Source organism: uncultured Arthrobacter sp. (assembly GCF_947495145.1).
Taxonomy (GTDB): Bacteria; Actinomycetota; Actinomycetes; order Actinomycetales; family Micrococcaceae; genus Arthrobacter_D.
On the sequence record NZ_CANLXP010000002.1, the window covers coordinates 32,359 to 45,197 of the forward strand.

13 protein-coding genes are annotated in these 12,839 nt (G+C 64.2%); 2 read left to right on the forward strand and 11 right to left on the reverse strand.

Features of this window, described 5'->3' with window-relative positions:
• Position 1 precedes the first annotated feature (1 nt).
• From priA to Q0877_RS01625, 6 genes are all read right to left on the reverse strand, one after another.
• A complete protein-coding gene (priA, locus tag Q0877_RS01600) occupies positions 2-754 on the reverse strand; it encodes a bifunctional 1-(5-phosphoribosyl)-5-((5-phosphoribosylamino)methylideneamino)imidazole-4-carboxamide isomerase/phosphoribosylanthranilate isomerase PriA (protein WP_299165298.1) in 753 nt (250 codons plus the stop codon).
• A 42-nt stretch (positions 755-796) separates the two neighbouring features.
• Positions 797-952 (reverse strand): hypothetical protein, encoded by a 156-nt coding sequence (locus Q0877_RS01605; RefSeq protein ID WP_299165299.1) that lies wholly within the window; start codon positions 950-952, stop codon positions 797-799.
• 2 nt (positions 953-954) lie between these two features.
• Positions 955-1,593, reverse strand: a complete 639-nt coding sequence (gene hisH, locus Q0877_RS01610) for an imidazole glycerol phosphate synthase subunit HisH (RefSeq protein ID WP_299165300.1) — start codon at positions 1,591-1,593, stop codon at positions 955-957.
• Positions 1,590-2,207, reverse strand: a complete 618-nt coding sequence (hisB, locus tag Q0877_RS01615) for an imidazoleglycerol-phosphate dehydratase HisB (RefSeq protein WP_299165301.1) — start codon at positions 2,205-2,207, stop codon at positions 1,590-1,592. Before hisB ends, hisH begins: the two co-directional genes overlap by 4 nt.
• Before the next feature lie 66 nt (positions 2,208-2,273).
• Positions 2,274-3,383, reverse strand: a complete 1,110-nt coding sequence (locus Q0877_RS01620; protein WP_299165302.1) for a histidinol-phosphate transaminase — start codon at positions 3,381-3,383, stop codon at positions 2,274-2,276.
• Positions 3,384-3,533: 150 nt separating this feature from the next.
• Positions 3,534-3,923 (reverse strand): LysM peptidoglycan-binding domain-containing protein, encoded by a 390-nt coding sequence (locus tag Q0877_RS01625; RefSeq protein WP_299165304.1) that lies wholly within the window; start codon positions 3,921-3,923, stop codon positions 3,534-3,536.
• Between the two features lie 372 nt (positions 3,924-4,295).
• Between Q0877_RS01625 and lexA the strand changes: the two genes are divergently transcribed.
• Positions 4,296-4,952 (forward strand): transcriptional repressor LexA, encoded by a 657-nt coding sequence (gene lexA / locus Q0877_RS01630; RefSeq protein WP_299165565.1) that lies wholly within the window; start codon positions 4,296-4,298, stop codon positions 4,950-4,952.
• Positions 4,953-4,998: 46 nt separating this feature from the next.
• On the opposite strand, the gene Q0877_RS01635 is transcribed toward lexA, so the two are convergent.
• Both Q0877_RS01635 and hflX read right to left on the reverse strand, forming a co-directional pair.
• On the reverse strand, positions 4,999-7,020 hold the full coding sequence (locus Q0877_RS01635; RefSeq protein ID WP_299165306.1) for an ATP-dependent DNA helicase: 2,022 nt from the start codon (positions 7,018-7,020) through the stop codon (positions 4,999-5,001).
• Positions 7,013-8,575, reverse strand: coding sequence for a GTPase HflX (gene hflX, locus Q0877_RS01640; protein ID WP_299165307.1), 1,563 nt, complete (start codon positions 8,573-8,575; stop codon positions 7,013-7,015). The genes Q0877_RS01635 and hflX overlap by 8 nt, the downstream gene beginning before the upstream one ends.
• A 154-nt stretch (positions 8,576-8,729) precedes the next feature.
• On the opposite strand from hflX, the gene Q0877_RS01645 reads away from it, so the two are divergent.
• Entirely contained in the window at positions 8,730-9,338 is a 609-nt protein-coding gene (locus tag Q0877_RS01645; protein ID WP_299165308.1) for a class I SAM-dependent methyltransferase, read from the forward strand.
• Positions 9,339-9,352: 14 nt separating this feature from the next.
• Here Q0877_RS01645 and dapF read toward each other — a convergent pair whose 3' ends face one another.
• From dapF to miaB, 3 genes are read right to left on the reverse strand one after another with little or no spacing between them, the layout of a single operon-like run.
• Positions 9,353-10,294, reverse strand: coding sequence for a diaminopimelate epimerase (dapF, locus tag Q0877_RS01650; protein WP_299165310.1), 942 nt, complete (start codon positions 10,292-10,294; stop codon positions 9,353-9,355).
• Positions 10,295-10,298: 4 nt separating this feature from the next.
• On the reverse strand, positions 10,299-11,240 hold the full coding sequence (miaA, locus tag Q0877_RS01655) for a tRNA (adenosine(37)-N6)-dimethylallyltransferase MiaA (protein ID WP_299165312.1): 942 nt from the start codon (positions 11,238-11,240) through the stop codon (positions 10,299-10,301).
• On the reverse strand, positions 11,233-12,765 hold the full coding sequence (miaB, locus tag Q0877_RS01660; RefSeq protein WP_299165314.1) for a tRNA (N6-isopentenyl adenosine(37)-C2)-methylthiotransferase MiaB: 1,533 nt from the start codon (positions 12,763-12,765) through the stop codon (positions 11,233-11,235). Before miaB ends, miaA begins: the two co-directional genes overlap by 8 nt.
• Positions 12,766-12,839 lie beyond the last annotated feature (74 nt).

A 12,839-nucleotide genomic window follows, 5' to 3' on the forward strand; every position in this document is an offset into this window, starting at 1 on the left:
CCTAGCGTTCCGGGAGTCCTGCGACGTCCAGCGCTTGCGGCAGTGTGAAGGCCCCCGCATACAGTGCCTTCCCGACAATGGCTCCTTCCAGCCCATCCGGAACCAGCTGCCGAAGCGCGGCAAGATCCTCGAGGCTGGAGATGCCGCCGGACGCCACCACGGGACGCTCCGTCTTTTCAAGCACGTCGCGCAGGAGCTGCAGGTTCGGTCCCCGGAGGGTGCCGTCCTTGGTCACATCCGTCACGACATAGCGTGCGCAGCCCGCGTCGTCGAGGCGGGCGAGTACCTCCCAAAGGTCGCCGCCCTCCTCGGTCCAGCCGCGGGCAGCCAGCGTGGTTCCCCGGACATCGAGGCCGACGGCGATGGCGTCGCCGTAGCGGGCAATGGCGCTTGCGGTCCATTCCGGGTTTTCCAGTGCAGCAGTACCCAGATTGACTCGTTCGGCACCCAGCTCAAGAGCCTGATCGAGCGACTCGTCATCCCGGATCCCGCCGGACAGCTCCACCTTGATATTGAGCTCGCTGACGACGCGCGCAAGCAGTCCGCGGTTCGATCCGCGACCGAAGGCCGCATCAAGATCCACCAGATGGACCCACTGGGCGCCGTCGTTCTGCCATTGCAGAGCCGCATCGAGAGGGTCGCCGTAGCTGGTCTCACTGCCGGCGGCACCCTGGACCAGCCGGACGGCCTGGCCGTCGGCCACGTCCACAGCGGGGAGCAGCTCAAGAATGGGAGATTCCGTGAAGGGGCTCATTCACTTCCTTTGTTCAAGCGTTGATGCCGGCACAGTGGACGGCTAAGGGGTCAGGGTCAGCAGATATGCGGCGAGCAGGGCCAGTACCGCGAGCACACCAAAACTGATGGTGAGTGCACGGGGCATTTGCTGCCGGTGGAACGAGACGACGCCGCCGATCAGCAGCCCCGCCAGTCCCATGAGGATCAGGCTCCACATTGTCAGCCGAGGCTGCCGGTCCAGTTACGCAGCAGCTGCGCTCCGGCGTCCCCAGACTTCTCGGGGTGGAACTGGGTTGCGGAAAGCGGTCCGTTTTCGACCGCGGCGATGAAGGGTCCGCCGTGGGTTGACCACGTGACAAGCGGTGGGCGCATGGCGGGCTGGTTCACGTCGAAGTTCCATTCCTGGACGCCGTATGAATGCACGAAGTAGAAACGTTCGTCGGCGATACCTTCGAAAAGCACCGATCCGGCGGGCGCCTCGACGGTATTCCATCCCATGTGCGGGACAACCTCGGCCCTGAGTCGCTCGACCGTGCCTGGCCACTCCCCCATGCCCTGCGTGCGCACGCCGTGCTCCACGCCCTCCTCAAACAGGACCTGCAGTCCGACGCAGATACCGAGAACCGGACGGTTGCCGGCGACTCTGCGCCCGATCATGCGCAGCGCATCGACGTCTTTCAAGCCCTGCATGACGGCCGCGAACGCGCCCACCCCCGGCACGACGAGCCCGTCCGCGTTGAGGACGTCATCGGCAGCCGCGCTCAGCGTCACCTCGGCACCGACGTGCTCGAGCGCGCGCACCGCGGAACGGATGTTGCCCGACCCGTAGTCGAGGACTGTGACTTTCGGCGCGCTCATAGCGCACCCTTTGTGGATGGAATCCCACTGACGCGGGGATCCGGTTCGACAGCGGCGCGAAGGGCGCGGGCGAAGGCCTTGAACTGTGCTTCGACGATGTGGTGCGGGTCCCGCCCGCCGAGGACGCTCATGTGCAGGCAAATCTGCGCATGGAGCGTGATCGCTTCGAATACATGGCGTGTCAGTGAACCGGTGAAGTGTCCGCCGATGAGGTGGTACTCCTGGCCCGAAGGCTCGCCGGAGTGAACGAGGTAGGGACGACCGGAGATGTCGACGACGGCGTTGGCGAGAGCCTCGTCGAGGGGCACGGTCGCTTCGCCGAAACGCCGGATACCCGCCTTGTTCCCAAGCGCCTCCCGCAGCACCTCCCCGAGGGTGATCGCCACGTCCTCAACGGTGTGGTGAACGTCGATATGCGTGTCTCCGGTGGCCCTGACCGTGAGATCGATGAGTGAGTGCTTTGCCAGCGCAGTCAGCATGTGGTCGTAGAACGGCACCGACGTGCTGATTTCGGAGCGGCCTGTGCCGTCGAGGTTGAGTTCGACGAACACCGACGATTCACTTGTGGTCCGCTCCCGTCGGGCAGCGCGATTGGCAGTAGCTTCCGCGGTCATGGGTGGTCCTTACGGTTGTATCGGCAATAGACGGGCAGCTGGCCCGCGCATGCATCCCGGTCCAGTTTAGGAGACGGCGGGCCGGATCAGGGACTTGAGGGTCTCCAGGAAGACTGTTGTTTCCTGTTGCGTACCGGCTGTGACGCGCAGATGGTGCGGTATGCCGACGTCGCGGATGAGCACCCCGGCGTCGAGAAGCTTCTGCCAGACCGCGCGTGGGTCCTCGAGCCCACCGAACAGCACGAAGTTCGAATCCGATGGCGCGACGGGCAGACCCAGATCGACCAGCCCGGATACGATACGGTCCCTCTGGCGCTTGATTTCATCGACATTGGCAAGCAGCTTGGCCGAATGGGTCAGCGCGGCCACGGCGGTGGCCTGTGTGATGGCGGAGAGGTGGTAAGGAAGGCGGACGAGGCGGAGCGCGTCCGCGATCTCTGGTGCCGCCGCAAGATAGCCCACACGTGCGCCGGCCAGGGCGAAGGCCTTACTCATGGTCCGCGAGACAATGAGTCGTTCCCTGCCGGGAAGGAGCTCGAGTGCACTCGGCGTGCCTGCGTGGGCGAACTCCGCGTATGCCTCATCGACGATGACGATCGCCTGGGCGGCAGCACCGGCCTCATAGACGTCGGCGACAACGTCCAGCGACAGTGCGGTGCCGGTTGGGTTGTTGGGACTGCAAAGGAAAACGATATTTGCCCCCGTGGCGGCTACCTGGTCAGCCGTTGCCCGGGCTTCGAGGACAAAGTCATCCTGTCTTGAGCCCGAGAGGTACTCGGTCCCTGTGGATCCGGCGAGCAGCGGATACATCGAGTAAGTGGGCGGGAAACCGATAGCAGTCCTGCCAGGTCCGCCGAAGGCAAGGAGGATGTGCTGAAGGACCTCGTTCGATCCATTCGCTGCCCAGATATTCTCTGCAGAGAGCCCGTGACCAAGATAACCGGCGAGGTGTTCGCGAAGCATAGCGAACTCCCGGTCGGGATAGCGGTTGAGGCCTGCTACGGCGTTTTCGACCGCCGTCACTATTGCAGTGCGGACGTCTTCTGGAACGCCATGCGTGTTCTCGTTGACGTTCAGCAGGATCGGTACGTCGATCTGGGGGGCTCCATATGGGCGGAGCCCGCGCAGATTCTCTCGAATCGGCAGGCGGCTGAGACGTTCTAACTGATCGGTCACCACCAGAGTTTAAGGCCCGTCGATCCCGGTTGAAGAATTCCGTTGCGTTAGGGGAACACTATTAAGCTGTAGGCTCATCCGCCCGCCCGCGCAGGATTCCTCTCCCTGGATTACCGACTGGTGGTTCTTCATCAGCGACTGGGGATTCCCTTACGGATTAGCGACCGGGATGTGAAGTGACTGCCCGGCCTGCACCGTGGAAGAGGCCAGCGCATTCAGCTCCACTATCTCCTCGACAACTGCACGCGGATCACGTTCCGGCGCATATTCGGCAGCAAGTGCCCACAGAGTTTCCCCCGACGCGACGTGCACCTGCGCGGTGTTGGTAACCTCCCCGCCGCTTCCTGCAGCCAGTGCCGGCGACGTGAAGAAAGAACCGGCAATGAGCAGCACGCCCGCAAGCAGCGCGAGCGGCAGTGCCACCAGGACAACCCAGCCCCGGCGTGTGAGATGCAGAGCGGGTGCCGTACGGTCTTTCCGGCCGGCATGCATATTTACAGGTGATACCGGAGCTGATCCTGCAAAATGGAGCGTCGACATGGCGTCCACCTTTCTGGTTGTGTGGATGTCCCACCTGCTTCGTTCGGAGATCGTTCGAAGCTATGTTCTATTCCTCTGGGTTTATTCTTAGCATCTGTGAACTAATATTGTCGAGACTCGCTCGAACAGATGTTTGAAAAGGCGTCCGCTCTCCCCTAGCGTTGCTGGGGAGGGTGACGGTCCGGCCGCTTCGAAATCCAGCTCATCACCCACCACTGACAAAACAGGTTGGCGAGCCGGCAGTAAGGGTTCCGCCGGAGGAAAGGGATGCATCTCGTGGCAGATCTCAGTGCGGCAGAGGATCTAGAAGTACCCGCGTCCGAGGCCAAGCGCGGACGCGGGCGTCCTCGGGGCCGAACCATCCCGAAGGGCATGACTCCGCGCCAGAAGATGATCCTCGAGACCATCCAGCGCAGCGTGGCTGCCCACGGCTATCCGCCGTCAATGCGCGAGATCGGCGACACTGTCGGCCTCGCCAGCCTGTCCAGCGTGACGCACCAGCTCTCGCAACTGGAGCGCATGGGCTACATCAGACGTGACCCCAAGCGCCCACGGGCGATGGAAATCTTGCTTCCGCTAACGCTCGGAGACGACACACCGCGTATCCCGCATCCTTCGACCGAGAATGAAGAACCGGCACAAACCCTGGCGGTCGACGCCGCCATGGTTCCGCTCGTTGGCCGTATTGCCGCCGGCGGCCCCATCCTGGCGGACCAGGTTGTTGAAGACGTCATGCCGCTTCCCCGCCAGCTTGTGGGCCATGGGGATCTCTTCATGCTGCGGGTGTCCGGTGACTCAATGATCGATGCAGCTATCTGCGACGGAGACTGGGTAGTGGTGCGAAGGCAGAGCAACGCGGAGAACGGCGACGTCGTAGCGGCTCTGCTGGATGACGAGGCCACAGTGAAGACGTTCCGCCAGCGGGACAGCCATACCTGGTTGCTACCCCAGAACTCCAGTTACGAGCCGATCCTGGGCGATCACGCAGTGATCATGGGGAAAGTCGTATCGGTGATGCGCGCGCTCTAAGTGGACAGGGTACGCATCCGCGAGTGCCCAAGCCAGCGGGCGCCAGTCAGGCAGTCTGTGCGTCGGCCAGGCGCGAGAGAACCGCTAGCGCGGTCCCTCGGTCTGCTGTTGTCCAGAAGGGCGGCAGAGCGGCTCTCAGGAAGCCTCCGTAGCCGGCGGTTGCCAGCCGGGAGTCCAGCACGGCCACCATTCCCCGATCGTCGTGGGCGCGGATGAGGCGCCCGGCACCCTGCGCAAGACGGACGGCAGCATGGGTGGCAGAGACGTTCATGAAGCCGTTGCCCCCGGCCTTCGCCACAGCCCGGGTCCGCGCCGTCATAAGCGGATCATCAGGCCGCGGGAAAGGTATCCGATCGATGGTGACAAGCCGGCACGAGCTTCCCGGCACATCGACTCCCTGCCACAGGGACATGGTTCCGAACAGGCAAGTGTCCGGTTCCTCAGAAAACTGCTTCACCAGCGCAGACATGGACGACTCGCCCTGACAGAGGATCTCGACGCCAACCCGTCCCCGCAGGGCATCGGCAGCTTCTTCCGCCGCTCGGCGGGATGAAAACAATCCCAGCGCCCCTCCGCGGGAGGCCTTGATCAGGGCCTCCAGCTCGTCCAACTGCTCCTGGGACGTTCCCCGTCCCGGTTTCGGAAGGTCCTTGGCGACATAAAGGACACCCTGGCGCGGATAGTCGAAGGGACTTCCGACGTCAACCCCGGTCCATGACGGCGCCCCGTCGCCGGTCAGACCGAGCGAGCCCGCGACTGGACCGAATTCGGAACCGATCGCGAGGGTAGCTGAGGTGAGCACAACAGTATGGTCCTCGAACAGTCCCCGCCTTAATCGTCCTGCGACCGACAAAGGCGCAATGCTGATCGTTGCGGGCGATGTATCGTCCGCCGCTGAGTACCCTGAGCCGGGTGTGAACGTGCTGGGCCGGCTGGTCCACAAGACCTCCCCGGCACCAGCGGCACCCGCCATGCGCTCGGACAACTCGAGCAGCACAAGGAGACGCGAGCGGGCCATCTGGCGACCGCCGTCCACGGACTGAGCTGATCCGTCCGTGCTCGACTCGGACAACGCCAGCCGGCACGCTTCCCGAAGCTGCACAAGCGCCAACTCCTGCTGCTCGTTCAGCCCGCCTGCCATCAGACCGTTGGGCTGTGAATCGAACGCATCCTCGAACGCACGTTGCGCGTCCTGCAGAGTGTCGGTATCCGCTCCGAGATGGCGCCTCGCTGCAGCTGATGCAGCGGCGATCAACGCTCCGGAAAGCTGCCCGGACACCGCGGAGGTAACCCGGTCGTTCAGTTCATGCGCTTCGTCGATGACCACGACATCGTGCTCCGGCAGCACGGCGAGTCCCTCGAACGCGTTGATGGCCAGCAGCGCGTGGTTGGTAATGACGATGTCGGCCTGACCGGCCTTCTCCCGGGCACGCTCGCTGAAGCATTCCTCGGCGACTGGGCACTTCTGTGCGCCGAGGCACTCCATGCTGGAGACGGACACCTGGCGCCAGGCGCGGTCGCTGACACCGGGAAGGAGTTCGTCACGGTCGCCGGTCTCGGTGTCCTCCGCCCACTCCCGCAGCCGGACGATCTCCCTTCCTAGCGGGGTGGACGGTCCGGCGGCCGGATGCGGTGAAGCGGAATCACCGTCCAGTGCGAAGAGCGCTCCCGAGTCATCCTCGTCCGGGAACCCGCCGCCTGTCTTATGCCGGCACACATAATTGCCCCTGCCCTTCAGCAGCGCTACGTCCACCGGGCGGGGCAGAGAGCCACGCAGGGTATCCAGAAGCCGCGGCAAATCACGATTGACGATTTGCGCCTGTAGCGCCAGGGTGGCGGTGGAGACGACCGAGGTGGTGTCGCTCTTCACCGCATGGGCGATGAGCGGAAGCAGGTACGCCAGCGACTTCCCGGTGCCGGTGCCTGCCTGCACCAGCAGATGGGTACCGCTGTCAATCGCCTCCTCCACCTGGCGCACCATTTCGTGCTGCCCGCTGCGCTGCTGACCGCCCATCGCTTCCACAACGTGGTCGAGCAGTTGAAGGGGACTTACGCTCCCCTCAGCCATCGGTGACGAATGGCTCCAGTTCTGCGGCCAGGCCTTCCCGGACCATCACCTCAACCTGTGTACCGTCTTCCACATGCTCAAGGCGGAGGATTTCCGCATCCGGCTGGTGCAGGCGGCTGACGACGTCGCCGCGCTGATACGGCACGAGCAGGGTGAGTTTTACGCTGGGGCGCGGTATGGACTGGCTGATAAGGTCCAGCAGCTCTTTGATGCCCTGACCTGTGCGGGCGGACACGATCGCGTGCCGAGGTTCCCGTTGCCTGAGACGTTCGAGCACAAATGGATCAGCCGCATCGGCCTTGTTGAGGACAACGATCTCCGGCACCTTCCGCGCATCCACCTCTGTCAGCACTTCCCGAACCGCAGCGATCTGGCCTTCAGGATCAGGGTGCGATGCGTCAACGACATGGAGAATCAAATCCGCGTCGGCAACTTCCTCGAGCGTTGATCGGAACGCCTCAACGAGCTGTGTGGGAAGCGACCGGACAAATCCGACGGTGTCGGCGAGCGTGAACTCGAGCCCGTCCGGTGTCTGAGCCCGGCGGACGGTGGGATCCAGGGTGGCGAAAAGTGCGTTCTCCACCAACACGCCGGCATCGGTCAGGCGATTGAGCAGAGAGGATTTTCCGGCATTGGTGTACCCGGCGATCGCTACGGATGGAACCTCCCGACGACGGCGGTTTGCCCGCTTGGTCTCGCGTGCAGGTTTCATCCCGGCGATCTCCCGACGGAGCTTCGCCATCCGCGTACGGATCTTCCGCCTGTCGAGTTCGATCTTCGTTTCACCCGGTCCGCGCGAACCCATCCCTGCGCCGGCACCGCCGACCTGACCGCCCGCCTGGCGGGACATCGATTCACCCCAGCCGCGCAAACGCGGCAGGAGGTATTCGAGTTGCGCGAGCTCGACCTGTGCCTTGCCTTCGCGGGACTTGGCGTGCTGCGCGAAGATATCCAGGATGAGCGCCGTGCGGTCGATGACCTTGACCTTCACAATGTCCTCGAGTCCACGGCGCTGGGACGGTGCGAGTTCGCTGTCGACGATCACGGTGTCAGCGCCGGTCGCGACCACAATGTTCTTGAGTTCCTCGGCCTTACCTGCTCCGAGAAAGGTTCCAGGGTCCGGTTTCAGACGCCGCTGAATGATTCCGTCAAGCACTTCGGATCCGGCGGTTTCGGCAAGGGCAGCGAGCTCCCGCAGGGAGTTTTCCGCCTCCCCGATGGTGCCTTCACCCCAGATGCCCGCAAGTACCACCCGCTCAAGGCGAAGCTGCCGGTACTCAACTTCGGTGACGTCCTCGAGTTCCGTGGACAACCCTGCGACACGCCTCAGCGCGCGCCGTTCCGCGAGGTCCTGCTGTTCGCCGTCGTACTCGGTGTGCTCATCATCTACACCCGACAGCGCCTGTGCCCGACCGCTGGGCCCGCTGCCGAAACGGCGAGGAGCCGCGGTGGCGGATGCGGGGTCTTTGGCAAGTATCCGGTCGATGACGGCCTGAATCTCATCCGGGCCCATCTCCGGCTCGGGCGTTGCCGACGCTCCGTTATGTGTGGTCATGCTCTCCCTTGGTGATTGTCTTCCCATGGTAGTCCGTTGCTGTCGCGGGATGGGGTAGATTCACTCAGCGCGAAGACCATCTAGGGTGGCGCAGGAGGCGCAGGGAACTCCTTTCGGCCCGGCGGTCTCATTCGGAGCACTAGGCTGGAACATTATGGATTCGCAGCATTACTTCAGCGCCTCCCCGTCCGGGCCGGACCGCCGCCGTCCGCTTTCCGTCAGCCTTGGCGGACGGAATCGGGAACTTGTAACCTCGGGCGGTATCTTCAGCCCCGACGGCGTCGACAAGGGGACGGCGATCCTGCTCTCGGAGGTCCCGCCGCCCAGTGGGTCGAACCTCCTCGATATTGGCTGCGGCTGGGGACCGCTCGCTTTGACCATGGCGATGCAGGCGCCGCAGGCGAACGTCACCGCGATTGATGTCAATGAACGATCGCTGGAACTGACGAGGGAAAACGCAAGGCGGCTGGGCCTGACCAACGTGACGGCTGTCCTGCCCGATGATGTCAGCGCGGACATCTCCTTCGATACCATCTGGTCCAACCCGCCCATCCGGATCGGCAAAGAGGCGCTCCACGAACTCCTCCTGCGTTGGCTTCCGCGTCTGGCACCGGGCGGAACGGCCTGGCTGGTGGTGCAGAAGAACCTTGGCGCCGATTCGCTGCAGCGATGGCTGGCGGATCAGCTTCCATCCGATTACGACGTCGACCGCGCTGCTACGTCAAAGTCCTTCCGCATCCTCCGCGTCATCCGCGGTGCCTGAGTACCGCGCGGGCTTTAGCTGAACGTACCGCTTGCCACCAGCACTGCCGGCCCGCTGAGATGGACATGCTCGGCTCCCTGCCCGCTGATTGCGAAGCGGACGCCAACGGTGCCCCCGGGCACCGTGACGCTCCAGGCGTCAGGGGCGTCAGCTCCTGCCCAGAAGCGAGTCGCCACGGCGGCCGCACACGCCCCGGTACCGCACGAGAGAGTTTCTCCGACTCCGCGCTCATGGACACGCATGCTCACCTGCCCGACGCCGTCGTGCATCAGTGGATCATGCGGAACGACGAATTCCACGTTGGTTCCGTTGGGTGGCAGCGGGTCCACGGAAGGTGCGTCGAAGAGCCGTGTGGCGCGCAATTCGGCAATCTCCGCCAGTGCGACAACCGTGTGCGGGTTGCCCATGCTGACGGAAAGGCCCGGGCGGGCAACCTGCAACCCGTCTGCCTCAACCAATGAATCCATTGCCCGCGTAGCGGCGGCGTCCGGGTAGATGAACTCCCAGGGACCCATGTCCACCGAATACCCGTCAACGGACCGCTCGACCAGCTTTACACCGCCACGGGTTCCGACGGCGAGCACCGCTCCCTCCTCCAGCTCGATCAGTCCGCAACTGATCAGGAAGTGGACAAAAACGCGGACACCGTTACCGCACATCTCCGACACGGAGCCGTCACCATTGCGGTAATCCATGAACCAGTGCGCTTGCGGGACGTGCTCAAGCAGCGCCCTGCCCTCGGGAAGGAGCGACGACGGCACCGCGCGGATCAATCCATCAGCGCCGATACCGCGGTGGCGGTCGCATGCAGCGGCAACGTCAGCAGCTGACAGGTCAATTGAGCCGTCGGGGTCCGCCACGAGGATGAAGTCATTTCCGGTGCCGTGACCCTTGGTGAACGGCAGGCCGGAGAGTCTCGTGCGCGATGGCGATACTGCCTGGATGTTTGAACTCACGGTTCTAGGATAGGGGTCCTGAGCTGCGTAGGGCGTTCACAGCTTTCGCAACAAGCTCCCGATCGCACCAGTTGAGCCACCGCACCCGCTCATCAGCCCGGAACCACGTCAACTGCCGTCGGGCGAAGCGGCGCGTGGCGGCAATAGTGTCCTCGGCTGCCTCCGCAGCGGACCATTCGCCGTCGAGCACGCGCAGGAACTGGCTATAACCCAAGGCGCGTGAGGCTGTACGTCCGTTCCTCAATCCCTGCTCATCAAGCGCGCGGACCTCCTCGAGAAGCCCCCGCTCAACCATGGCGTGTACGCGATCAGCCAGCCGGCCCTTGAGGACCTCCCGGTCGACCTCGAGGCCGATCTGGACGGCGGGCTGATGGTAAAGACGTTGGGGCATGTAGGAGCTGAAGGGCCGCCCGGTGATTTCATGCACTTCGAGCGCACGGATGACCCGCCGCTCGTCCCCTATCCTCTCCGCGGACACGGGGTCGACGGCGGCAAGCCGCTCCCGCAGAGCAGCGGCGCCCAGCCTGTCATTCTCCGATTCAAGACGAGCGCGCACTTCGGAATCGGTCGGCGGAAATTCCAGTTCATCCAGCGCCGCACGGATGTACAGGCCTGACCCGCCGACGAGGATGGGAACGTTGCCGCGTGAACGAACCTCGGCCATCGTTCCGCGGCTGCGCTGCTGGAAGGCGGCGACGCTGGCTTCGTCCCGTACGTCGAGGATGTCCAACAGATGATGGCGAACGCCCCTGCGCTCGACGACCGGCAGCTTGGCGGTGCCGATGTCCATGCCCCGGTAGAACTGCATGGCGTCGGCGTTGATCACTTCACCGCCGAGTTCCTCGGCCAGGGCGATACCCAGCTCCGATTTTCCTGAACCGGTGGGTCCGACGACGGCGATGACGGGCAGCGTTTCCGCGGCTTCCGTCCGGTTCACCTCAGCCAAGACGGACAGGAAGGGAAGGCATGCCGAGTGAGACCCCCTTGCCGCCGGCGCCCGGCGTAGGAGCTCCGCACGACTCTGCCTGCGATCGATCCCAGGCGTCGCCGGCGCGGGATCGCCGAAGGCGGTAGTCCTCCGGCGACGGATCAGCGACGAGGTGGAAGGCGGCAGCCCCGGTGATTGTAACGGTGACGAGGTCACCGGGCCGCGGCGTATCCGCGCCCTCAGGGACCGAGAAGTGCACCAGCCTCTGATCACGCGCCCGACCACTCACGCGATGGGTCTCGTGCGCTTTGCGGCCCTGTTGCGCAGTGACGAGCACCTCCACCTGCCTGCCCACCTGTGCGGCGTTCTCTTCCCCCGAGATGCGGTCCTGGAGTGCCGTCAGTCGCTCGTACCGCTCCTGGACTACAGCCTTCGGGAGTTGGTCCGGAAGGTCCGCAGCGGGGGTACCCGGCCGCTTGGAATACTGGAACGTGAAGGCGGTGGCGAAGCGCGCCTGCTCCACAACCTGGAGCGTCTCCTGGAAGTCCTCCTCGGTTTCTCCGGGGAACCCGACGATGATGTCGGTGGAAATTGAGGCGTGCGGCATGCGCGCGCGGACCCTGTCGAGGATCCCGAGGAATTTCTCCGACCGGTAGGACCGTCGCATGGCTTTCAGGATCCGGTCGGAGCCGGACTGCAGCGGCATATGGAGCTGCGGGGCAACGTTGGGCGTCTCCGCCATGGCGTCGATGACGTCGTCGGTGAATGCCGCGGGGTGCGGGCTGGTGAAGCGCACCCTCTCAAGCCCGGGAATGTCTCCGCAGGCCCGAAGGAGCTTCGCGAAGGCCCCGCGGTCTCCGAATTCGACGCCGTAGGAATTCACGTTCTGGCCAAGCAGCGTGACTTCGATTGCTCCGTCGGCCACGAGGGCCTCAATCTCGGCGAGGATATCTCCAGGGCGCCGGTCCTTCTCTTTGCCGCGCAAAGCCGGCACGATGCAAAAGGTGCAGGTGTTATTGCAACCGACGGAAATGGATACCCACCCGGAGTACACCGCATCGCGTTTGGTCGGGAGGGTGGACGGGAATACGTCCAGGGATTCAAGGATCTCAAGCTGTGCTTCGTCATTGTGGCGCGCGCGCTCGAGCAGCGCCGGCAACGCGCCGATGTTGTGCGTGCCGAAGACTGCGTCCACCCATGGCGCTTTGCGGAGGATCGTCTCCCGGTCTTTTTGGGCGAGGCATCCGCCCACAGCGATCTGCATTCCGGGCCGCGACTTTTTCACGGAAGCGAGCTGACCGAGATTGCCATAGAGCTTGTTGTCAGCGTTCTCACGCACGGCACAGGTATTGAAGACCACGACGTCGGCCTGGTTCCCTTCAGCGGTCGCATAACCGGCGTCTTCCAGGAGCCCTGCGATCCGCTCGGAGTCGTGCACGTTCATCTGGCACCCGAACGTGCGCACTTCGTATGTGCGCTGCTGGGACGAGGTCTGCTCCGTCTGCTGGACTGGAGGGAAAGGGAGGGCGGCTGTGGAACTCACCTGTTAAGGGTACGGCCCGCCGCGCTCAGTCCCAATCCGGGCAGGCACGCAGTCGCTGGCGCGCCGGCTGGAAC